At 58.5% G+C, this 21009-nt stretch carries 22 protein-coding genes and 2 tRNA genes; 11 read left to right on the top strand and 13 right to left on the bottom strand.

Annotation, left to right across the window (positions count from 1 at the left end; translation table 11 throughout):
• Positions 1–223: 223 nt before the first annotated feature.
• The 3 genes from QZN75_RS04120 (at position 224) to QZN75_RS04110 (ending at position 1575) form a co-directional block, all read left to right on the top strand.
• Positions 224–1018: a class III extradiol ring-cleavage dioxygenase gene (locus tag QZN75_RS04120; protein ID WP_292425113.1), complete on the top strand. Its 795-nt coding sequence runs from the start codon at positions 224–226 to the stop codon at positions 1016–1018.
• A complete protein-coding gene (locus tag QZN75_RS04115) occupies positions 999–1142 on the top strand; it encodes a hypothetical protein (RefSeq protein ID WP_292425110.1) in 144 nt (47 codons plus the stop codon). The genes QZN75_RS04120 and QZN75_RS04115 overlap by 20 nt, the downstream gene beginning before the upstream one ends.
• A gap of 94 nt (positions 1143–1236) precedes the next feature.
• On the top strand, positions 1237–1575 hold the full coding sequence (locus tag QZN75_RS04110) for a hypothetical protein (RefSeq protein ID WP_292425108.1): 339 nt from the start codon (positions 1237–1239) through the stop codon (positions 1573–1575).
• Positions 1576–1599: 24 nt separating this feature from the next.
• On the opposite strand, the gene lysS is transcribed toward QZN75_RS04110, so the two are convergent.
• From lysS to QZN75_RS04095, 3 genes are all read right to left on the bottom strand, one after another.
• A complete protein-coding gene (gene lysS, locus QZN75_RS04105; protein WP_292425116.1) occupies positions 1600–3177 on the bottom strand; it encodes a lysine--tRNA ligase in 1578 nt (525 codons plus the stop codon).
• An 89-nt stretch (positions 3178–3266) separates the two neighbouring features.
• A complete protein-coding gene (locus QZN75_RS04100; protein ID WP_292425105.1) occupies positions 3267–4613 on the bottom strand; it encodes an NAD(P)/FAD-dependent oxidoreductase in 1347 nt (448 codons plus the stop codon).
• A gap of 10 nt (positions 4614–4623) precedes the next feature.
• A complete protein-coding gene (locus tag QZN75_RS04095; protein ID WP_292425102.1) occupies positions 4624–5598 on the bottom strand; it encodes a hypothetical protein in 975 nt (324 codons plus the stop codon).
• Positions 5599–5658: 60 nt separating this feature from the next.
• On the opposite strand from QZN75_RS04095, the gene QZN75_RS04090 reads away from it, so the two are divergent.
• The 3 genes from QZN75_RS04090 to QZN75_RS04080 all read left to right on the top strand — a co-directional run bounded on the left by QZN75_RS04090 (position 5659) and on the right by QZN75_RS04080 (position 8528).
• The gene (locus QZN75_RS04090; protein WP_292425099.1) at positions 5659–6405 is read left to right on the top strand and encodes a DUF128 domain-containing protein; all 747 of its coding nucleotides are present in this window, start codon (positions 5659–5661) and stop codon (positions 6403–6405) included.
• Between the two features lie 117 nt (positions 6406–6522).
• Positions 6523–7818: a COG1361 S-layer family protein gene (locus QZN75_RS04085; RefSeq protein WP_292425095.1), complete on the top strand. Its 1296-nt coding sequence runs from the start codon at positions 6523–6525 to the stop codon at positions 7816–7818.
• Positions 7815–8528, top strand: coding sequence for a glucose-6-phosphate isomerase family protein (locus QZN75_RS04080; protein ID WP_292425092.1), 714 nt, complete (start codon positions 7815–7817; stop codon positions 8526–8528). Before QZN75_RS04085 ends, QZN75_RS04080 begins: the two co-directional genes overlap by 4 nt.
• On the opposite strand, the gene QZN75_RS04075 is transcribed toward QZN75_RS04080, so the two are convergent.
• The 3 genes from QZN75_RS04075 to QZN75_RS04065 are packed head-to-tail and all read right to left on the bottom strand — an operon-like array spanning position 8506 to position 11873.
• Positions 8506–9252, bottom strand: a complete 747-nt coding sequence (locus QZN75_RS04075) for an NAD+ synthase (RefSeq protein WP_292425090.1) — start codon at positions 9250–9252, stop codon at positions 8506–8508. The two genes, QZN75_RS04080 and QZN75_RS04075, sit on opposite strands and share 23 nt — an antisense overlap.
• 15 nt (positions 9253–9267) lie before the next feature.
• Positions 9268–10968: a TrkA family potassium uptake protein gene (locus QZN75_RS04070; RefSeq protein ID WP_292425087.1), complete on the bottom strand. Its 1701-nt coding sequence runs from the start codon at positions 10966–10968 to the stop codon at positions 9268–9270.
• Positions 10965–11873: a tRNA(Ile)-lysidine synthase gene (locus QZN75_RS04065; protein WP_292425084.1), complete on the bottom strand. Its 909-nt coding sequence runs from the start codon at positions 11871–11873 to the stop codon at positions 10965–10967. Before QZN75_RS04065 ends, QZN75_RS04070 begins: the two co-directional genes overlap by 4 nt.
• 120 nt (positions 11874–11993) lie before the next feature.
• On the opposite strand from QZN75_RS04065, the gene QZN75_RS04060 reads away from it, so the two are divergent.
• The 4 genes from QZN75_RS04060 to QZN75_RS04045 all read left to right on the top strand — a co-directional run bounded on the left by QZN75_RS04060 (position 11994) and on the right by QZN75_RS04045 (position 16222).
• On the top strand, positions 11994–12851 hold the full coding sequence (locus QZN75_RS04060) for an RIO1 family regulatory kinase/ATPase (protein WP_292425081.1): 858 nt from the start codon (positions 11994–11996) through the stop codon (positions 12849–12851).
• A complete protein-coding gene (locus QZN75_RS04055; RefSeq protein ID WP_292425078.1) occupies positions 12836–14806 on the top strand; it encodes a DUF460 domain-containing protein in 1971 nt (656 codons plus the stop codon). Before QZN75_RS04060 ends, QZN75_RS04055 begins: the two co-directional genes overlap by 16 nt.
• 2 nt (positions 14807–14808) lie before the next feature.
• Entirely contained in the window at positions 14809–15672 is an 864-nt protein-coding gene (gene thiL, locus QZN75_RS04050) for a thiamine-phosphate kinase (RefSeq protein WP_292425075.1), read from the top strand.
• 85 nt (positions 15673–15757) lie between these two features.
• Positions 15758–16222, top strand: a complete 465-nt coding sequence (locus QZN75_RS04045) for a hypothetical protein (RefSeq protein WP_292425072.1) — start codon at positions 15758–15760, stop codon at positions 16220–16222.
• Positions 16223–16309: 87 nt separating this feature from the next.
• Here QZN75_RS04045 and QZN75_RS04040 read toward each other — a convergent pair.
• Positions 16310–16381, bottom strand: a tRNA-Ala gene (locus tag QZN75_RS04040).
• Between the two features lie 97 nt (positions 16382–16478).
• Positions 16479–17774 (bottom strand): PEGA domain-containing protein, encoded by a 1296-nt coding sequence (locus tag QZN75_RS04035; protein ID WP_292425070.1) that lies wholly within the window; start codon positions 17772–17774, stop codon positions 16479–16481.
• Positions 17775–17995: 221 nt separating this feature from the next.
• On the opposite strand from QZN75_RS04035, the gene QZN75_RS04030 reads away from it, so the two are divergent.
• A complete protein-coding gene (locus QZN75_RS04030; RefSeq protein ID WP_292425067.1) occupies positions 17996–18178 on the top strand; it encodes a hypothetical protein in 183 nt (60 codons plus the stop codon).
• A 303-nt stretch (positions 18179–18481) separates the two neighbouring features.
• On the opposite strand, the gene QZN75_RS04025 is transcribed toward QZN75_RS04030, so the two are convergent.
• From QZN75_RS04025 to QZN75_RS04005, 5 genes are all read right to left on the bottom strand, one after another.
• Positions 18482–18553 (bottom strand) — tRNA-Ala (locus tag QZN75_RS04025).
• Between the two features lie 83 nt (positions 18554–18636).
• Entirely contained in the window at positions 18637–19641 is a 1005-nt protein-coding gene (locus QZN75_RS04020) for a transcription initiation factor IIB (RefSeq protein WP_292425064.1), read from the bottom strand.
• A gap of 15 nt (positions 19642–19656) precedes the next feature.
• Positions 19657–19935, bottom strand: a complete 279-nt coding sequence (locus QZN75_RS04015; RefSeq protein ID WP_292425062.1) for an H/ACA ribonucleoprotein complex subunit GAR1 — start codon at positions 19933–19935, stop codon at positions 19657–19659.
• 103 nt (positions 19936–20038) lie between these two features.
• On the bottom strand, positions 20039–20692 hold the full coding sequence (locus QZN75_RS04010) for a histidinol phosphate phosphatase domain-containing protein (protein ID WP_292425061.1): 654 nt from the start codon (positions 20690–20692) through the stop codon (positions 20039–20041).
• Entirely contained in the window at positions 20689–20964 is a 276-nt protein-coding gene (locus QZN75_RS04005) for a signal recognition particle subunit SRP19/SEC65 family protein (protein WP_292425060.1), read from the bottom strand. The genes QZN75_RS04010 and QZN75_RS04005 overlap by 4 nt, the downstream gene beginning before the upstream one ends.
• Between the last annotated feature and the right edge of the window lie 45 nt (positions 20965–21009).

Genomic DNA, 21009 nt, shown 5'->3' with positions numbered 1-21009 from the left:
TTGTGGGGTTTTTCGCTGGGGGTCATTGGAGTGATGTTGGGGGAGGGGAGAGATATGGGTTGTGGGGTGGTGAGGTCAGCTGGGTTACTTTCCCTTCTCTACCTCATCCAGAAATTCCAGCAGGTGGTTTCTGACCCCCACAAATGATGGCCCGCCGTCAAACCTGACCGCGCTCTTTGCCCCCACCCCTTATCCTTTATCCCCGGACATCCAATTCCCCTGCATGGCTCCGGCATCCCTGCCCACGGTTTTCGTCTCGCACGGTGCGCCGACCCTGCCCCTCGAACGGGGCGAGCCGGCCCGGGAATTTCTCACCACGCTCGGGAAACGTTACCCCGGCGTCAGGGCGGTCCTCTGCGTCTCTGCGCACTGGAACACCCCGCGGCCTGCGGTCAACCTCGCGGAACACCCCACAACCATCCACGACTTCTCGGGGTTCCCGTCAGATCTGTACCGGATAACGTATCCTGCCACAGGATCGGAGGAGCTCGCCGCCCGGACTGCGGATCTTGTAGAATCGGCTGGTATCCCCTGCGACAGGGATCCGGGCCGGGGGCTCGACCACGGGGCATGGGTGCCCCTCATGCTGATGTACCCGGACGCCCGTATGCCTGTCGTCCAGTTCTCAATCCAGGGACATCTCGACCCGGAGCGGCACCTCGCACTCGGGGAAGCGATCGCTCCCCTGCGAAAGGAAGGCGTTCTCATCCTCGGCAGCGGCGGGGCGGTCCACCCGCTCGGGGACCCGACCGTCGCGCTCGGCCCCGGCGCTCAGACCGGCGACTGGGCGGTCGCCTTCAACGACTGGCTCACCAGGGTTCTCACGAGCGGGGACACGGAGAGCCTTGCGGTGTATCGGTCGCTCGCCCCGGCAGCAGAGCACGCCCAGCCGTACCCCGACCATTTCATGCCGCTGCTCGTGGCGCACGGCGCCTCCGGCCGGGGGAGCAGGGGGACCGTCCTCCACCAGAGCTGGTACTGGGGCAACCTCGGGATGGGTGCCTGGGAGTTCCGGTGAACCGGGCGATGCCGTGCTGTTCAAGATTGTTGTCCCGTCGCCAAAAGCGGTCTGCGATACCTGCCCGGACGATGTTGACCTGACCCTCCGGCAGTACTATACAGCAACCATAAACAGGGCCTGAACTCTTTCTTGTTTTTCCGGTATGCGGGCCGCAGGTAACCGCCTTTTTTCATACGATCACAATGCTGATGCCTGCAGGGCGCTTATGATTGTCCATGATTCCGGATGCGGATGACGATCCGTTTCCCCATGTCTTCAAGGTGGATCGGCTCTACCCGGAGGAGCAGGATTTTGTTGTAAACGATACGACCCCGCTCTCGCCATACGAAATAAAAGACCTCGATGAACCGGCAACGAGGATCGACCTGCCTCCGCTGCTGCCGGGAGAAGATCCCAATCTCCCTGCAGGAAAGGTGGCCGGTCGCGCCGGCCCGCTGGACGAGCCTGCGGTTTCAAGGGATATGAAAAAAGCTGACGAGCAGGTAACCCTTGCTTTTTTCAAAAAGGATAAGGGAAAGCTACGCCGCCCGTGGGACGGGCCTGACCTTGGGTAGTGGCCCTCCGCCGTCACGTCCCTTTTAGTTCTTCGGTGTCGGCTCTGCCGCGGGCGATTCCTTCCCGGCCGCCTCTTCCCCTTCCGCCTGCATGCTCTTCATGGACGGGAACAGGATGACTTCCTTGATCGAGTTATTGCCGGTGAGCAGCATTACGAGCCGGTCGATCCCGATGCCCACGCCCCCGGTCGGCGGCATGCCGTAACCGAGCGCATTAATGTAATCGTAATCGATCATCTGGGCTTCGAGATCGCCGAGCAAGCGTTTCCTGTCCTGCGCCTCGAAACGCTCCTTCTGGTCGAGCGGGTCGTTGAGCTCCGAGAAACCGTTTGCCATCTCCATCCCGTAGATGAAGAGCTCGAAGCGCTCGGTGAAGCCTTCCTTGGTGCGGTGGCGCTTGGCGAGCGGCGAGTTCTCGACCGGGTAATCGTAGATGAACGTCGGCTGGATCAGTTTCTCCTCGACCATGTTCTCAAAGAAGTACACGAGGAACTCGCGCTGGCTCTTTGGCTTATCCGGTTCCTTGAGATGATTCTGCACGGCAAGCGCCCGGAGTTCGTCGACAGAATGCGCAAAGATGTCGATGCCGGCGTATTCTTTTACCGCATCCTCCATCGTGAGCCTGCGCAGCGGCTTCTTAAACGAGATCGTAGTCTCCTCGAACTTGATCTCCTGCGTCCCGTTGATCTCATGCATGAGGGTCGAAAGGAAATCCTCGGTGAGATCCATCATGTCGTAGACATCGTGGTAGGCCCAGTAGATCTCCACCATCGTGAACTCGGGATTGTGGTGGGTATCGATGTCCTCGTTCCTGAAGTTTCGTGCGATCTCGAACACTTTTTCAAAACCGCCGACGACGAGGCGCTTGAGGTAGAGCTCGGGTGCGATCCGCAGGAAGAGTTTCTGGCCGAGGCAGTTGTGGAACGTGGTGAACGGCCGGGCGTTTGCCCCGCCGTAAATCGGCTGGAGGATCGGGGTCTCGAACTCGAGGAATTCCCGGTCATTCAAAAACCTGCGGATGGACGTGATAATCCGGCTCCGGCTCCGGAACCCCTGCCGGCTCTCTTCGTTTACGATCAGGTCGACGTACCGCTGCCGGTAGCGTTTCTCCACATCGGTGAGGCCGTGAAATTTCTCCGGCAGTGAACAGATCGCTTTGGAGAGCAGGGTGATCGTATCCACCCAGATCGTAATCTCGCCCAGTTTCGTCCGGAAGACGTGGCCCGTCACGCCGATAAAGTCACCCCGCTCGATGTACTGGTTGAAGAAATCAAATGCTTCATCCCCGAGGTCGGCTTTTCGTATATAAAGCTGGATCTTGCCGCTCTCATCGCCGAGATCGGCGAAGATGGTCTTGCCATGGTTGCGGATAATGTAGAGTCGTCCGGCCGTTGCAACACTCTCTTCGCTCTTCTCGTGGGTGATCTCCGCAAACTTCGTCCTGATGTCCGCTATCGTGATTTTCCTGTCGAACGTGGGAGGATAGAGGTCGACGCCTTTTTCCCGCAATGCACGGACTTTGTCGAGCCGGGTCTGGTCAAATGCAAGAGTTTCAGAAGGATCGGTCACGAGAATGCTCCGCTCTTTTAAACTGTACCTCATACCTTCGATGTCAAGCGTAATAATACCTACAGCGCCGGTCGGCACGCCGGGGAGGGTCAGGTGAACCGGAAAAAAGACGCGTCAAAATGTTAGGGAGAGTCCTGTTTCCTGAACAGTTCTGAGGCATATTTTGCAAGGCCCTGCACCCCGTCCGTTGACGGATGGACCTCTATAAACTCCTCGAAATCGTGCACGGTGATGTGCCTTTGCATGAGAAACGCGAGGTACCCGGTAATGACGCCGCCCGCCGGCCCCGCAGCGCACATGCCGGTGATCTCACCGGATGCCGGATCTGTGAAAAGCTTCGCAAGCCCGGTATCGCCGTACGGCACCGACCAGTATGTCCCCGGCCCGGCCGGCCCGGGAAGGGCAAGGGAGGCACTTCCCTCCCCACCGGCCCCGCAGAACGCAATGTCGTGAGCGAGGTAGATCGCCTGAGGGATACGGGAATAATCCATGTGCCGCTCCTTCCCGAGGATGTTGTCGGCCGCGACAATCCCCTCGTGCCGGGCGACCGGGGTCAAAAATGGCGCCCCGGCTACGTCCCCGCAGGCATAGACGCCGGGAACGTTCGTCTGCATCCGGTCGTTGACAATGATCTCCCCGCCCGGTCCCTTGTCGATCCCGCTTACCATCCCGGCGTTGGGTACGAGACCGGCCGCAAGCAGCACGGCACCGGCATCGACGGATGCATTCGCTCCCCTGGTTGAGTACCGGACACCCGTAACCCGGGATGTACCGGCGATCCCGGTCACCGTGGCCCCTTCCTGAATGTCCACACCGGCAAGTTCTTTAAGCGCGATGGCATGGAGGTGTTTGTCGAGGTTTTTTAAGAAACCGCTCCGGGAGAGCACAGTCACTTCACTCCCGAACGCATTGAAAATATACGCAAACTCCGCCGCCATCACGCTCCCGCCAATAATGGCGATCTTCTCCGGCAGCTCGCGGAGATCCCACAAGGTATGGGGAGTGAACACCCCATGGAGAGCGATCCCCGGGATATCCGGGACATTCGGCCGGGAGCCGGTGGCAATGATGACCGCCTCTGTCTCAACCGGATCATCGCCAATAAAAACCCGGCGCCCCTCGACGCGACCCGCTTTCCCGTAGACCACGTCCACCCCTGCGGTACGGGTCTCCTGGTCGAGGATGCCGGCGATCTTCTGCTGGACCGCAAGCGTCTCATCCATAACTTTTGAAAACCGGAGCGCCGGGACGGCATCGATCATCCCCTGCTCGTAAAACCTGCGTGCCTGAATGACGATTCGGGCGATATCATTGAGGGCACAGACCGGCATACAGCCAAAATGGAGGCACTGCCCGCCGATCCCCCGGGATTTTCCCCCGGGTTCGACAAGCGTGACTTTTTTTCCTGCCGCTGCGAGACGGATCGAGGCGATCCGCCCGGCAGGACCCCCGCCAAGAACAACGATCATACGGAGAGAATCAGAAGACTTCGACGCCCTCGTCCATCGGCTCTGAGAGGAGCTCACCGGTAAAGGCATTGACCTCGACGATCTTCTTGCCCCGGATCTGCCAGACCGGGATATAGACCTGTTTTGTGTCGATGGTGATGTTCTTGCGGTCCGGTTTTAAGGTCTTTTCCTCGTAGAAGATCGCATCGCCTTTCTCCTGCTTGATCCGGACCTTCTGGGTAAGCCGTTCGACGAGCTCGGTCACCATCCGTTCGGATGCCTCCTCTTTGGTGATATGCGCGTCAGAGACCTCCGCGTTTGCCGGGATCTCGGAGTCCTCGACTTTTGTCCCGTCAAGGTCAAGCTTGATGCCATTGATAGCATTGATCGCACCCCACCCGTCAGCGTCGAAGGGGATGCGCCGGTCCTTGTACACCTGCTCCCCGCTGCTCGTGTAATGGATCAGGTAGTAGGGAATGAACCGGAGTTTTGCCGCTCCCTGGACACCTGCGGTGCGGATGGCCGCCTGCTCGGAAAGTTTGACCGGGAAATGCAGAATCGAAATGCCGGAGGGCTCCTCCTCCGCGGCCTCCGCAGATCCTGCTGCCGATCCGGCAGCGGCTGCCTTCTTTACCTTTCCCTTGCCCGGTGTGAGGTCAAGGGTAAGTTCCCGCGCGACGATATCGGCAAGCACAGCCTCACCCGCGTACTGGACAAACTCGTCGATACCCCACTGGGTGCAGTTCTCTGTTGTGGTATCCTTTTCGAGAGTAAAGAGGAGCTTTTTACAGGTCATCTCATGGTCGTCAACCATCAGGCTGTAGTTGGTCTTGTCAAACTGGCCAATCAGCTCGGCATCGTTTGAACAGAGCACAAGGAGGCACTCCCCGTCCCGGACCGCAGAAAGGTCCAGGGGTTCATCCACCTCTTCGACCTCAAACCGTGCAGCTTCAAGAATGAGCCTCATCGCATTCTTGGCTTTTTCCCGCATGTCGTGTTCCATCATATAAGGATTACCTTGGGCTTATAGAACAATTTTTCTATTGTAATCGCCGAAATCACTACAATGATCCGGCCTCTCAAGTTTGTAGATCACAGTATCGACGATTACGCGATGCAGGTAACCTACGATCCTGCCAAGGGGACAGGAAACGTCGTCTACAATCTCTCACTTGTCAAAAACGAGGATTTTGAGTATGCCGTCTCGATCCTCAAGGACGCCTACAAGACCGGCGTTTCCGTCAGCGGGCTTGTAAAATTCTATCCCTCAGGGGAGCGGATCGCGGATTACGTTGTACCCGACGGGTGCACGGCCATCTGCACGATCTGCAGCATCACGGTCGACGGTCTTTTGATCCGGCGGGGGGTCCCAATAACTCCGATCGGCGGGGGCGTGGTCGAAATTGAGAACCGTACCCCAATCCGTTTCACGCATATCATCCTCTATGAGTATACTACCATCGATCCGTTACAGGTGCTCATCTCCCAGCAGATCACGTCGGTTAACGATGTGATGCGGAAAGGCAGCGGGAGTATCCTTGCAAATATCCGGGAGTTCCACATGGAGGCAGAACCGCTCGTGGGGAGCGTACTCGACGAACTCGCGGACAGCAGTCTCACCGGCATCCTCGAAGTGGGCGTGCCCAACGTCCCCCTGCTCGGCGTACCGGGAAGCCCGCAGTACGTCTCTCTCGCCGCGGTGGGCGGCACAAACCCGATGGCTGCGATCCGCGAGGGCGGGCGCTGGGTCCAGACTCAGGCCATGAAGGGTCTCATGGATGTCAGGGAACTGGTCGAGATCCGGGATTATTAAACCGGGTTTTACCGTCGTTTCTGTTCGTTTTTTTTAAGATTCGCGTCCAGCCTGGCTCACATCGCTTTATATGATCCGATATAAATGTGTACCACTAACAACAGCACGTGATTTCCGATGAAATATCATAATACGCTCGCGCTCCTGATCCTGGCAGCAGTGTTCTGCTGCATGCCCGCGCTGGGTGCGGTAAAATATGTGGGGGGAAGCCCCGAAATAACGGCCTATATCTCCGGAGTAAACGAGTTCTCTCCGGGGCAGGATGCCACGATAACGGTCATCCTCCAGAACGGCGGTACAAACACGATGAAATTTACCGACAAGGGCACATTGGCTTCTGTCGATCTCGCGACAACCGCAAAACTCGTCACGGTGGGACTCTCATCAGGAACTGCCCCGATCGTCATCAAGACCGACCCGCAGAGCCTGGGTGATATCAAGAGCCCGGGACAGACTGCCGCGACATTCACGGCAAAGATCACCTCTGACGCGACGCTCGGTGAATACACGCTTCCCCTGACCGTGCAGTACAAGTACCTCACGAATAACCTTGCAGATCAGTTGACAAGCGACACGATCCAGTCCCAGTACACCCCCGTGAACGTGACGATCCCGCTCACGATCAAGATAAAACCGGAAGTAAAGATCGACGTGCTCGATGCCGTAGTGTCGAACCTGGTCGTGGGAACAGAAGGCTACGTCAACCTGACAATTAAAAATATCGGCTACGAGGACGGGAAGCAGGCGACCGTCAAGCTCCTGCAAAGCGGCAGCAGTGCCGTGATCCCGACCGACAATAACGTCTATATCGGGGATTTCCCGAGAAACGGGGTGGTTACCTGCCTGTACAAGGTCGCCATCTCTGCTGATGCACAGGCACAGACCTACCCGATCGACGTGGCGGTGACCTACACCAACGCGGAGGGCGATACGGTCACTTCGGCGACCGATACGATCGGGGTGCCGGTGGAAGCTAAACTCAGTTTTACTATCACCTCGCCCCCGGCAGTTGTCACGCAGGGTGAAACAAGCGTGGTCGTGATGGAATACCAGAATATGGGGATCATTACGGCTCACAACGCCCAGGCCCGGCTCTCAATGGTTGACCCGCTCTCAAGCTCGGACACTACTGCCTACCTTGGCGATATCCCGCCCGGCGGGAAAGCGACCGCCCGGTACGCGATAAGCGCCGCGAGCGGGGCCGCACCCGCGACGTATGCGCTCGATACCGAAGTCAGGTACCGTGACGCTCTCGACAACAGCCAGATCTCCGATACCTTCAAGGCAGACGTCCAGGTGGTGCCCCGGCCCGCAACCCCTGCCCTGGTACAACTGCTCGAGATCGTCGCTGTTGTCGCGGTGATCCTTGCCGCTGTCGGTTACTACGTGTTCGTTGTGAGGAAGAAAAAGTGAGGTGCGGGTGGAACGGGCCGCTGCCGGCGCCGGGGATACGTACGATCCGGGAGATGCGTCCCGTCCTTGCAGATCCCACGTGCGCGGCGAGCGATCCCCTCTATTACATGTACCGCGACCTGGCACGGTCGGAGGCGGACCGGCGCTGGCTTTGTAATCACCGTCTCCGCTATGACATAACCGTCATTCCCTCGCGGGATCTCTGTGGCGAGCATGTCAAGACAAAAGGGCATTATCACCCGGATAACCCCGTCGGCACCGGGTACCCGGAACTGTACGAAGTTCTGGAAGGGACGGCACAGTTTCTCCTCCAGTCACGCCGGCTGGACGATGTTATCCTCGTCCTCGCGAGCACCGGGGCGTGCGTGATCATCCCGCCGGGCTACGGTCATATCACCATCAACCCGTCACCGGACACTACGCTCGTTCTGGCAAACCTGGTCTCCACCGCGTTTGAGAGCGAGTATGGGGAGTATGAGACTCTCCACGGGGCGGCCTACTATGTCATGAGCGACGGCCGGATCATAAAAAACCTGCACTACCCGGACGTACCGCCGGCACGAAAATGCACCGCGGTTAAAGGACAGGGAACGGCCGGCCGGGCCTGCGCCGGGTCAATTTACTCCCTGATTGGCGACCGTGAGGCCCTTGCATTCTTAAACGAGCCGGAAAAATACCCGGACCTTTTTAAAGGACTGTTAAAAGATTAGGGGCCGGCTGGCGCTTGTGGGTATTCTTCTGTACCCGTGCCAGCACTTTTTCCTCGGCCGGGGAAGCGGCCTTCCAGCCGTTTGCGTCGAGGTTTTTCAGCGCCGCATCGATCTCGGCGTAAGAAAGTCCGATCTCGCCTTCGTCGCTCTGCCCGGCCCAGAGCCCGGCCGACGGCGTTTTTGTGAGGATCGGCTTCGGGATCTTCATCTCCCGTGCCATTTCGTAGACCTCGGTTTTGTAGAAGTGGACGATCGGCTGGATGTCCGCCGCATTGTCCCCGTACTTGGTGCAGTAGCCAAGCAGGTACTCGCTCCGGTTCGAGGTGCCGCAGACAAGCCGGTGGTCGCGGTTCGCGTAGTAATAGAGCACCGTCATCCGGATCCGGGCCATGAGGTTCCCGAGCAGATACGGGGACTCAACAAAGCCCGGGAGGGTCTTAAAGGCCGCAAGCATGGGGTCAATGCTTACTACCCGGTGCTCCATACCGAGGCCGGCGCAAAGCTCCTGTGCATCCTTTTCATCCTGCGGGTTGCTTACCGATGTCGGCAGGGAGAGCCCAAGCACCTTGTCCGGCCCTATCGCCCGGCAGCAGAAGGCAGCGGCGAGCGCAGAGTCTACTCCCCCGGAAACGCCGACGATTATTCCCGTGCACCCGCTGTTCCAGTAGGCATACCGGATCATCTGCTCGACCTGTCCCATCCTGCACCCGAGTTCTGCGGCCATATCTCTTCTCCTCTGTTAGAATAAGCGGATAAATCTTTTTAACTGTTCGATATTCCCCGCCACGATCACCGAATCGCCTTCCCGCAGCGCCTCTGTTTTTTGGGGTGCTATAATGACCCGGTCCGGGGCCTCAATCCCCAGGAACCGCACGCCGCTTGCGCCTCCGGCACTCCCAACCGTCATATCCGTGGAGTGCCGGACCTGTTTTAATACGACTACCTCGCCGTCCGGGAGATCGACCAGGACCGTGATTGTATCAGCGAGCACGATCCTGCCGACCGTCTGGCCGCCGATCCGTGGGAGCAGTGCGACATAATCCGCACCCGCCCGGTACAGTTTCTCCACGGAGGATGGCTCGTTTGCCCGTGCAAGGATGCGGATGCCGGGATTGAGGTTGCGTGCCATCAGCGTGGTGAAGATATTGACGTCATCGTTGTTAAGTGCGACGATGCAGAACCGGGCTTCTTCGATCCGCGCCTCGCGCAACACTCCTTCGTCCTCGGCGTTCCCGACTACCTCGTTCACGTCATACTTCTTTGCGTCGACCACCACGCAGGAGATGCCCGATGCCACCATCTCGGTGTATGCGGCAGATCCCACGTCCCCGAATCCCGCGATGACCGCGTGGCCGATCTGTTCTTTGTCGACCTCCAGTTCTTCGTGGACTGCCCTGCGGAGAGTGTCCACCCTCCCGAATAAAAAGAGCGAGGTGGTGGTATCGATCGTTTCGGACGATTCCGGGCGGGAGATAAACCTGCCCGCTTTCCAGATAAACGGGGCAGTGATGCCATATTGCCCGTACAGATCCAGCTCGCCGAGCTTTTTTCCCGCCGCATTGCTTTCGGGCATGACCGGAATATGGATCAGCCGGAGAGTCTTTTCCGGGAATTCATCCTTGTTGATGGTGAGCCGGTCAAGACCGGGGATGGCGGGTTCGGTATCCCCTGCCGGGTTGAGGACGGCATGCCGGGCAAGAATCCTCCCGGTAACCTGTTTTGGGGAGAGCACGTACTCCGCCCCGGCATACATCAGGTACCGGTCAAAGGAGATCTTGTCGACAATCGAGATGATCCGGGCCGAAGTAAGCCCCCGTATCCCAAGGATAATGCTCGCCGTCGTCCGCTCGTTCTCGCAGAGGATCACGAAATCCGCGTTCTTGATCCATGCCTGCTCCCATGTCTGCGGATCGTCATAATCTCCCCATATGACAAACGCCCCATGGCGGTGTTTCCGTGCAAGTTCGCGTGCCGCGGTCTCATCTTCTTCGACAAGGAGCACCTCCTTGTCCGAGAGGGACAGGCTCTCCACGAGAGCACGGGACAGTTCGCCGTTCCCGACGATCACGGTGTGGTGGAAGAGGGCACGGGGCGTGCGGCGGGCCGGTCCCGAACGGAGCATCGCGACGAGATACGGGGTGAGGATGAGGGGGATGACCATAAAGATCATGATGACTCCCGAGAGCATCATGATCGATGAGATGAGGATCATCTCGTCCGAGTGATAGGTAAGAAGACTCCCCGTGGTCGTGATCGTCTGGATCACGAATAAGACCGACTGCGACCAGTCTACCGGTGTCCCCTCCAGCTGCGGGTACAAGCGGTGGAAGATAATGGTATAGATGAGAATGAGCAGGGCGAACAGCACGAAATAAATCAGGACCCGCATCCATGCGGACGTGTGGATGATCCGCCAGACAACACTTTTCCGGTCTTTCATGATACAGACCTCCGGTCAAATTTCCGTCGGATGGAGCAGGCTTCGCATTCCTCACCGTCGATCGATTCGCCGCATTCCTGGCATAACGGAGGCGGCCCTTGCGCAGCAGCGATACCGGCAAGGGTGCCGGAAAGGTTTGCGAGTGCGAACTTTGTTGCCGGGTGCCGGCGATCGTAAGCGTCGAGCGCCGCCAGAGCATCATCTGCACCGGGATCGCTGTCAGCACAGGGAGGCAGGGCACCACAACCGGCGCACTCCGGGTGCAGTTCCGCGTACCAGATGACTTCAGGCGCCGGGATGTCCATGAAAGGTCGGATTGCGGGAATGCGTGTTTTTCCTGTCGCACCGGAAGGAAAGAGGGTGCATTCGATTGTTCCTGAGAGCAGGCCTGAAAAAAAAGTTCCTGCGCAATCGTCAACGGTAGTGGCAAATGCACACCGGGTGACACCGTGTGCTTCTGCGCTCTCCCCGATCAGATCGTTTCTGAGCACCCGGCTGGAGCGGCAGGCTGCCTCCCGCCCGTCCTGCTGTATGATCGCATCCATCGTCGTGCCGTACCGCTCCGCAAACGAGCTGCAGAGCCATTCGACGCCGCAGGCAACCGCCACCTTGCGGGCTTGCTCGGGTGCAGGGTTGCCGCTGATCCCGGTGTCGACAGTGATCGCGGAGAGCCGGATGTCACGACGGTCTGCGGTGAGTTTTACGAGGAACGCGAGCAAAGCCGCGCCCGCAGCATCGCCCGGCAGCACGACGGCAATATGGTCGCCCGGGCGCAGCCATCCATGAGAACGGATGGTGCGTTTGGCCTTGGTCTCAAAATCCTTAAGAAAATGCATCGGGCAGAGGAGCTTTCCAGAATAGGGCTGGAAAATGAGCGCCTCGCGCCGGCACGCATCGCACTGCATAGGGGGACAGATCCTGTTCTGATCTGGATAATGAGAGATGTTTAAGGTTGTGATGCTCCGGCGGAATCTGCCACGGAGACCATGATTTTATAGTCTGCCACATAACCACTCATAACAACCATGGTCGTGTCTCCGGAGCGTATCCGCAGCCTGCACAAATACGAAAAAGCTATCCTTGTCGCGCTCGAGCGCCAGATGAAGCGGTACGAGTGGGTGCCGCTGGAGAGTATCGAGCAGGCGACGGAGCTCTCCGAGTCTGAGGTCAATTACCGGTTGTCACGGCTTATCCAGTGGGGCATGGTGCGGTTCAACCCGGTGCCGTACGATGGCTATGCACTCGTCTTTGGCGGGTACGACACGCTCGCGCTTACCACCCTTACCCGGAAAGGCATTATCTCGGCGCTGGGAACAAAAATCGGGGAGGGAAAGGAGTCGGTGGTGTTCGATGCGCTCGGCCTTGGGCCGGTGGCGATCAAGTTCCACCGGATCGGCCAGCGTTCGTTTAACACAGCCCGGGTCAACCGGGAGTATATCCCTGAGACCGGCAGCTGCCCGTGGCTGCTGGCCTCCCGGCTCTCTGCCGAACGGGAGTACGCGGCACTCACGCTCCTCCACCCGAAGGTATCGGTCCCGCTTCCCATCGGCCAGAACCGGAACGCGGTCGTGATGGCGCTCATCGACGGGCCGAACCTCTCCCGGTACAGGCTGCCGGACCCCCGGGCCACGCTTGACGAGATCCTCGCAAACGTGCGGGCCGCGTACCAGGCCGGCGTGATCCATGCGGATCTCTCGGAATTCAACATTCTCATGGAGGACAACAAATGCGTCCTCATCGACTGGCCGCAGTGGATGGAGACCACCCACCCCAATGCCGGTGCCATTCTCGAACGCGATATCAGCAATATATTAGCCTTCTTTGTGCGGAAATACAAACTGGAGTATGACCCCGGGGAAGCACTGCGATGCGTGACCGGCTGAGTGTTTTTGGGATCGATATCGTCAAAGGCTCGGTGCGGTCGCGATCTCGCCGGCCGATGTACGCCCTTGTCCGTATGGACGGGCAGGATATTTTAAACGAGAGCACGGTCTCGATGTTCCGGCTTTTCCGGTTGCTCTCCGAGGAACGGCCTGACATTCTTGCTGTCGACAGCCTCCAGGAGATCGCGACCGACCAGCACGAGCTCTTCTCCTTTTTGCAGGGCCTCCCGCCGCAGACCAAGCTCGTGCAGGTGACTGGCGGCGAGAAAAAAGAGACGCTCGGGAAAGTTGCCGCCCGGTTCAATATCGGTTTCGACCGGTTTGACCCCTTCGCCGAGGCCCGCACCACGGCACGTGTGGCCTCGCTCGGCGCCGGCGCAGAGGTCATCGCTTTTCTCGACGAGAGCGAGGTCGTGGTAAGCCGTCACCGGTCACCGGGCCGGGGTGGGTGGAGCCAGAACCGGTACGTTCGGAAGATCCACGGCGCCGTCCAGTTCAAGGGCCGGGAGATCGAGCAGCAGCTTACAGCGGCCGGGCTCCGATACGAGAAGAAGGAGACTAAGGCATTCGGGGGGTGCAGCCGGGTGGCCTTCCGGGTCTTCGCGGTGCGGGGACAGGTGCCGGTTTCCACGTACCGCGGCGCCGACGTGCAGGTCAGGATCAGCGGCAAGAGGCTCGAACGGATCCGGTTCCGGCCCCTCTCGGGAAAACCCCGGTACCTGATCGTGGGGATCGATCCGGGCACCACGACTGCGATCGCTGCGCTCGACCTCGACGGGAACCTCATGCACCTTGAAAGCTCCCGGCAGATGAATATGTCCGGCGTGATCGAGGCTCTCTACCGGGTCGGAAAACCGCTTGTTGTCGCATCCGATGTGCAGGAGATGCCGTACTCGGTGGAGAAGATCCGTCGGGCGTTCTCGGCGGTCTCCTACACCCCCCGGCAGGACACGAGTGTCGAGGCCAAACTCGAGCTCACCGCCGGTTTCCCGTATGCAAACGTCCACGAGCGGGACGCGCTCTCGGCAGCGCTCGATGCATATCTCCAGTACCAGAACAAGTTTCGGAACCTCATCAGGCGCGTGCCCCCGGGCCACGACCTCGACGAGGTCCGGGCCGGCGTGATCCGGGGCCAGGCGCTCGACCAGGTGCTCCTTGACTTAAATGCCGTCGCACCGGCCACCCCGACACAGGAAGTGCCCCCTGCGCCGGTTGCGGCCCGGCACGACGAGCGGGTGCGGGTGCTGGAGGGGATGGCGAAGCGTCTGCGCACGTACGTGGCCGAACTCCAGGAAACGGTCAAGGCAAAGGAGTACGAGATCCACCGGCTCCAGGGACGGGTCCGTGCCATGCACGATACCCGGGACGTGCAGCTTGCAAAAGATGCTGAGGTGGTAAAACAGGACGCGATCATCAAGAGCCTTAAAAAACGGCTCAGGAAAGAGGAGCGCCACAGCCGCACGCTCGCAAAACGGGTGGAACGGATCAGGACATTTGCCGAGCTATCCATTGACGGTGAGGCACTGCCGGTAAAAGTGATGGACGCGCTCACGAAAGAGGGCCTGCGCCGGCTCATAGACGATACCGGCATCAGCGAAGGCGAGATTGTCTTTGTGCAGCGCACCGACGGCTGGGGACGGAGCGTGGTCAAGGATCTGGCCGATATACCGGTCCGGGCCCTGATCACTCATGCCGCTGCCCCCAATGAGCGCGACCCGCAGATCCTCCCTGCATTCCGGGAGGCCGGTATCCCCCTGCTCACCGATATGGATGCCGGTGTTCAGGTGCGGGGCAGGATGGGGCTTGCCGCAAAAGACCGGTTCGAAGCCGCCATCGCCCGGTGGCAGGAGGAGCAGGCGCAGTTTTTACGCGAGAAAAAATCCAGCCAGATCGAGCACATGTTCAAGGAGTACAAGAGCGAACGGGGAAAGGAAGTGCGCAAAGGGGGCAACTGACCATGGACGATCGGGAACTCTTGAAGACCGTGATGGGAATTGTCGGGGAAGAGAACTGCCGTGACGACTGCGCCGTGCTGCCGTGCGGCGACCAGCTGATGGTGGCAACAACCGACATGCTCCATAAGACGACCGATTTTGTGGAGGGCATGACCGACTGGCAGATCGGCTGGATGAGCGCTGCTGTGACCATCAGCGACATCGCAAGCATGGGGGCGGCACCGAAGTACGTGCTCATCGCGGTGGGGCTCGACCGGTGGGAGCACCTTGCCGGCGTCATGCAGGGGGCACAGGACTGCTGCAAAAAATTTGGTGCCGCAATCATCGGGGGGGACATCGACCACCACGATGAACTCACGGTCGTGACGACCGGCCTTGGCCTTGTGGACCGGGTACATCTCGTGCAGCGGACCGGTGCCCGGCCGGGGGACCTTGTCTGTATCACCGGCACCCCGGGGCAGGCGCAGGCATGGCTTGACGGGTATAAGCAGTTCGAAAAGGCGCTTTTCGAGCCGCAGCCCCGGGTAGCGGAGGGACACCTGCTCTCACGTGGGGGAGTGACCGCGATGATGGACGACAGCGACGGGATCGCCCTCTCGCTCTACGATCTTCTGGGCGTCAACGAATGCGGTTTCTCCTTGGAATCAGGTAAGGTTCCCCGCCCCGCCGGCATCCCCGAACCACATGCACGGGAGCTGGCGCTGTACGGCGGCGGGGACTATGAACTGATCTTCACCCTGCCCCCGGACCGGTACCCGGTAGCCGGTGTTCCCTGCACGGTGATCGGGGCGGTGATCGCCGAAAAGGCCGTACTCGTAGACGGTAAACCCATGGAAAAACGCGGGTACCAGCACCGGTGGTCGTAGCCCGGCATTATGGGATGTGCCGGCGCATTTCTCTTAAATACAAACAACAAAAGATAATGGATAATCAAAGACCCGTTCACCCATCATGGAATCGCTGGAAAGCAAACTGGATAGACTCTCCCCGGATCAGCGCCGGGAGGTCGAGGACTTTGTCGACTTTCTGATCCAGCGGGCGGAAGGGATCCGCGTCACCGTCCAGGTTGCATCCCACGATGTCCCCTCCCTCGCAAAGTCTGTTGCACCCCCGCTCATCACCCCGGATCCCGTCCCGGTTGAGGAGCCGGCCATGCCCCGGCCCCGGGAGTACGCCCCGCAGGCCGCTGTCGTCCCGATCCATGAGGCAGAGCCCGCTGCGGCAATCCAGGAGATCGCCGTGAGCGACACAAAAGACACCCCGGACGGGTTCCTGGATTACGGCAGGTTTGAAAAGGCCGCTCCGGTCCCGCTCCCCCCCTCTCCCGCGGATGAAGCCGTAAAAAAAGTCAAGAGAAAACTGATACAAAAGAGCGAGCAGGCGTCAAAAAACAAACTGCTCGACTGGATTGATTGATCAATAACGAAAACGGGTGGAGAAACGGCCCTTGTTGCCTCTTGACCGGCAATCTTAATACTTATTTAAAAAAGGATACAAAAACGATGGACTCGACGGGATTCGAACCCGTGGCCTTCACGTTGCAAACGTGACGATCTACCCCTGATCTACGAGCCCTTTTGTGTGGCATATACTTTTTCTGCGGCTTCCATATAGTTGTTACTGATCCACCCTGTAAAAAAGGGGAAACGGGAGATTGTTTCCAATCGCTTGCTTATGGTTCTTCAGGTTTTTTTGGTTCTCCAGATTCTTTAGGTTCTCCAGATTCTTCAGGTTCTTCTAGTTCTTTTTCTGGCTCTTCTAGTTCTTTTGGTACGTATGGTACGTTTGGCTCTTTTTGCTTGTGATAGATTGTGAAGAGGGTGACAATTGCACCGATGACCGCGGTGAGGATACCGAGCACCGCCGCCACGACCGTAGGATTCGTCCAGATCGAAGACACCTCAGTCGTGGCTACGGCGACCGGTGTGGATGTTGCCACCACCGTTTCCACCACCGTCACCACACTCCCACGGGGGGGAAGCGAGCCAAATGCCGTAATGGTGCCGCCACCCACGATTGTGATCGTGGTGTCGTAATCATAGTACCCGGTCAGCGCCAGTTTTAGCGCATGGCTCCCGGCGGAGATGCCGGTAAGGTCGACCGGGGCAATTCCCTTGTACACGCCGTCAATGTACACGTTGGCGTTGAGCGGCGAGGAATACACCGATACATTCCCGGCAGTCTCCACAACGGCTGCCGTTGTTGTGGCAGCTGTTGCCGTGGCGGTGGTCTCTACAATGGTCGGTGTGGTTGTTGCAGGAACCGTGGTCTCGGTTGTTGCAACCGCCGTACTGCGCAGCGCCATCAGTTGGGTGATAAGGCGCTCGTTTATTGTATCGGCATCGGTGCTGTTAAGGTATACCTGGGTGGAGGGCGGCAGCCATGCGACGACGTACCCACCCCCGTACCGGGTAAAGAGCAGGGCGGGATCTCCGTTATCAAAATTCATGAGCGTTGTCGTGCCGTTCCGTGCCGCGAACTGTACACGTGTTGAGACAAGCGTGGTATTGGAAAAGACCGATGGCATCCCGGCAAAAATATCCTTTGAAAGGGTCGCATTGGGGCTGGTCACATTCAGCGTAAGACTTCCCGGGGCAGTGCCTGCCGTTTGTGCAGGCAGGATATCGGTGAACCGGGGGAGATCTTTTTCGGTTACGACCAGGATCTTACCGTCTTTTACGGCCGCTGCAAGTTTTGTTGCGGTATCCTGGCTGTACCCTGCGTCCCCCCCGATGAAGAGGACGTCCGTGGACACATTGGTAAAGCACGAGATACCGGTGTCGAGTTCGACACCCGCGTTACCCGGAAGGGTGCATGCGACCGCAAACGTATCCTGGTGAAGGGCCGGGATAAATCCTGCGGTATCGCCATAAATGGCGGTATTGATAGCGGCAGTCGGCATCACCAGTACAAAGGTGACACACAGAACCGTCGCACATATGGTCAGAGCGTGAGATAGGATTACCATAAGCAATTCTCCTGTTTGAGATCACTGTTAGCCGGTCATATTGTTGATATTTTCGTATCCGCCCGCACGATCCCACGCTGTATGACGCCGTTTCCCCCATTCGCCTGAGGGCAGGTGTGATGTTGCCGAAGATGAAGATTTTATAAAACAGCATGCCCAAGAACTAATCAGGCTCGGGGAAAGCGTTTTGTCGCTCACCCGGAACAACCGGAGATACCTCCATGGTAAAACTCATCATTGAACCAAAAAAGGCAAAGGACGGCCAGATCGATTACGTCGTCACGTACCACGATGTGAAGACCGACAACCAGTTTACCGTCACGATCACAAACGATCTTAACGAGGCCGTGCAGCGCCTCAAAGAGACGCTGGAAAACGAGGTAAAAATACTTACTGCGAAATAAACCAACTCCGTGAAAAATCTCACGTTTTTTTGGGCTCTGAAAAACCGACATGAGTCAATCGACTTCACATCAGAACCCATGGAAATTATGAAAAAATACACGGGGTCCCCCCGCATCAGGAGCGGGGCAGGAGAGTTGTTCAGTTTTTTTTAGTTACCGATCTGCCGCGGGGCGTCCCTTCGGGAGCGGCGGCACTCATCGCAACGTTCAGGGGGGAACAGGCACGGTTCCCTCCGTCCATGTGTTTTGTAATTTGTTAAGAAAACTAAAGTTTTCTACAGAGCCGAACAATTAAAAAACGAATGGACCCGGCGGGAATTGAACCCGCGGCCTTTACGTTGCGAACGTAACGATCTACCCCTGATCTACGAGCCCGCCCGATTGTGGTATTACAATTCTCCCGCGGATGGAATATAGTTGTTGTTGTGGTGTGGCATCACCACGGGAAAATAAAAAAATCAGAGAATGATCTCGATGTCGAGCTTCTCTGCGAGTTCCTTGTACCGGTTCCTGATAGTAACTTCCGTGACCCCTGCCACTTCCGCCACTTCACGCTGGGTGCGCCGCTCTCCTCCAAGGATGGACGAGATGTAAATGGCGGCCGCTGCGACACCGGTCGGGCCCCTGCCGCTGGTGAGCTCGCGTTCTCCTGCCTGGCGCAGGATCTCGACCGCACGGCTCTGCACCTCTCCTTTGAGCGTGAGCCCGGAGCAGAAACGCGGTACGTAGTCAATCGGGGAGGTCGGGAGGAGCTTTAAGCCGAGTTCTCTTGAGATAAACCGGTATGTCCTGCCGATCTCTTTTCTTGAGACACGGGACACTTCGGCGATCTCGTCGAGCGTACGGGGCACGCTGCACTGCCGGCAGGCCGCGTAGAGCGCCGCTGCTGCGACACCTTCGATGCTCCGTCCCCGGATCAGGTTCTTGTCCACTGCATCACGGTAGACCACAGCGGCGGTCTCACGCACGTTTCGCGGCAGGCCGAGGGCCGAGGCCATACGGTCAAGTTCCGAGAGTGCAAAGGCGAGGTTTCTTTCCGTCGCATTGCTGACACGGATCCGGCGCTGCCACTTGCGGAGACGGTAGAGCTGGGCGCGGTTCTTCGAGGAGATGGCCCTGCCGTACGAATCCCGGTTGCGCCAGTCGATCATCGTAGAGAGACCCTTGTCGTGGATTGTGAAGGTCATCGGGGCGCCGACCCGCGAACGCTTCATGCGCTGGTCATGGTCGAACGCACGCCACTCGGGGCCGCGGTCGATGAAGTCGTCATCGATCACAAGCCCGCAGTTCTGGCAGACCAGCTCTGCACGCTCGTAATCATGGACAAGCTGCCTGCCTCCGCACTCCGGACAGACCGTCTCGGTGTGGTTCTCGGCTTTCTTTTCCTGCTCTTTTACTTTAATACGCGATTTGAGCGCTTCTCTCTCAGTCTGGAGGAGTTTTAATTTCTCTACTTCCTGCATCCGATTTCACCAATGTTATCTTACTGTTGTTCTGATCGATTCTGAACGGGTTATCGCGGGGGTACGGGTTTCCCTTGCGAATACTTTTTCGCCCGCTGTGACACCGCACGGGCCATGGGTGAGGACAAGGGCGTAGGGCGACTTCACGTTTCCAAAGACGTCCATGATCTTTCCCACCGGTTTTGTCCTCCGGTCCATCACTTCGCTGTACAACCCCGGGAGCTGGGCGGCATCGCACTGGATAATGAACATCCTGCTGCCATAGGTGCTCATCGCTCGACCAACAACCTTCACACAACAACCTCGGGGGGTAAACAAAGTACTAAAGTAATTTAGTAATCTATATATGTGGGACATTGCCCTATTTAAACATTCCGTGAAAGTATAAATAGAAATTTCAGAAACGGAGGAACCGATCGATATTTAAAGACATAATGCCCGCGGATTCGGCAGCGGTCAGCCCGGCACCCTGCGCCACGATCAGTCTGCTTGATCTGTCCAGCAGATCGTGAGGTGCATGCGCGTCCGAGTCCACCACAATCTGGCACGAAGCCTCACGTGCGATAAGCGCGACGTGGCCGTTCGTACGGTTGTGCCCGGCCCGGGAGGTGATCTCAAGGGCAATCCCATTCTCGTGTGCGAGCCGGGCGTCCTCAATCGTTATAAGCCCCGGGTGGGCGAGCACGTTCACGTCTTGGCAGGTGCAGGCCGCGTGGTTGGTGCCGGGCGCCACCGGTTCGACCGTCGTCTCACCGTGGACGACCACGATCTCCGCTCCCGCCTCGCGGGCCTGCCGGGCGACCGCTGCGATCTGGGACGGGGGCACGTGCGTGATCTCGACCCCGCACAGGAGCCGGACCCCGAAGAGCAGGGCGGATTCCTGGACTGCGAGAAGCGTCTTTACGACAGATACCGCATTGGACGTATCGACATGATCGGTGATGGCGACCGTGGTATACCCGAGCACGGCCATGCGCCGCACCAGTTCTATGGGCAGCATCTCGCCATCGGAAAGGATCGTGTGGGTGTGGAAGTCGTACAGGCCGGTCACCGTTTCACCACCAGGTTCCGGGCAACTTTTTTTATGAGTGCCTCTTTTTTCCCGGTCCATGTGACGATGACCCGTCCTTCGTGCCGGGCCCAGTGGGCCGGGTGGTGGTGCTCCTCGATATCGCAGGGAATGCCGATGCGGTTTAATGCCCGCCCGATATCGCTTGCCACCGGACCTTTCGTACCGAGCGTACGCGGGACTCTCCGTCCTTCCTCACGGGAGAGGGATGCGTTAAAATAGCAGGGATACAGGATGCACACGCCTTTTTCCATTGCATGAAAAGTATGGGGGTCAAGATATAAACACTGTCCGCTCAA

It is taken from the genome of Methanoregula sp., assembly GCF_003170075.1.
In the GTDB taxonomy this organism is placed as follows: domain Archaea; phylum Halobacteriota; class Methanomicrobia; order Methanomicrobiales; family Methanospirillaceae; genus Methanoregula.
This window is presented reverse-complemented; position numbering and strand designations above follow the sequence as displayed.